The sequence below is a fragment of the Candidatus Clostridium eludens genome, from assembly GCF_045310515.1.
Classification (GTDB): Bacteria; Bacillota; Clostridia; order Clostridiales; family Clostridiaceae; genus Clostridium_B; species Clostridium_B eludens.
The window spans coordinates 1-1,051 of the sequence record NZ_JBJHZX010000127.1 but is presented as its reverse complement, the minus strand read 5'-3'; the positions used below and the strand labels follow the sequence as shown (position 1 = coordinate 1,051).

Here is a 1,051-nt window from a genome sequence, read left to right as displayed (position 1 = left end):
GTGTCGTGAGATGTTAGGTTAAGTCCTGCAACGAGCGCAACCCCTGTTGTTAGTTGCCATCACGTAAAGGTGGGCACCCTAACAAGACTGCCGCGGTTAACGTGGAGGAAGGTGGGGATGACGTCAAATCATCATGCCCCTTATGTCTAGGGCAACACACGTGCTACAATGGGCAGAACAGAGAGAAGCAATACCGCGAGGAGGAGCAAATCTCAAAAACTGCCCCCAGTTCGGATTGCAGGCTGAAACTCGCCTGCATGAAGTTGGAGTTGCTAGTAATCGCGAATCAGCATGTCGCGGTGAATACGTTCCCGGGTCTTGTACACACCGCCCGTCACACCATGAGAGCTGGCAACACCCGAAGTCCGTAGTCTAACTTAGGAGGACGCGGCCGAAGGTGGGGTTAGTGATTGGGGTGAAGTCGTAACAAGGTAGCCGTAGGAGAACCTGCGGCTGGATCACCTCCTTTCTAAGGAGTCGAGAGGCAGGGTATAACTTGCCTTAAAAGCTGGAATTGAAGATAAGTAAGTTACCACTTATTCTGTTTAATTTTGAGGGATTATATCCTTCTATTTAATTTGGGGGTATAGCTCAGCTGGGAGAGCACCTGCCTTGCACGCAGGGGGTCAAGAGTTCGAATCTCTTTATCTCCACCATGTTATGGGCTTATAGCTCAGCTGGTTAGAGCGCACGCCTGATAAGCGTGAGGTCGATGGTTCGAGTCCATTTAAGCCCACCAAGTTATATCTTTTAATTTTCAAGATTCAAGAATTGCAGTTAGCTTTAGCTTGCATTAGGTTCTTATTCCAATTGTGTAGTGTAAATTGTACGCTGAGAATTGCAAATTAAGAGAGTTTTGTCCTTTGAAAATTGCACAGTAAATAAAAGAAGTAAAGCTAGGGTTAGAAATAACCATTGTAGAAGTATAAATAAATTTTATACTTACTAGCAGATTTTATAATAAAGAGTTATAGAATTTGCTAAGGATAAAAATTGATAATAACGAGTACAGCAAGGAAAAGGCCGAAGGAGGAGCGGAGTTTACTTATGT

The 1,051-nt window shown here is 44.5% G+C and carries 2 tRNA genes and 1 rRNA gene; all 3 read left to right on the top strand.

The window, feature by feature from the left end:
• Positions 1-469, top strand: a 16S ribosomal RNA gene (locus tag ACJDU8_RS25495); the annotation flags it as partial.
• A 111-nt stretch (positions 470-580) separates the two neighbouring features.
• Positions 581-656, top strand: a tRNA-Ala gene (locus ACJDU8_RS25490).
• A 6-nt stretch (positions 657-662) separates the two neighbouring features.
• Positions 663-739, top strand: a tRNA-Ile gene (locus ACJDU8_RS25485).
• Positions 740-1,051 lie beyond the last annotated feature (312 nt).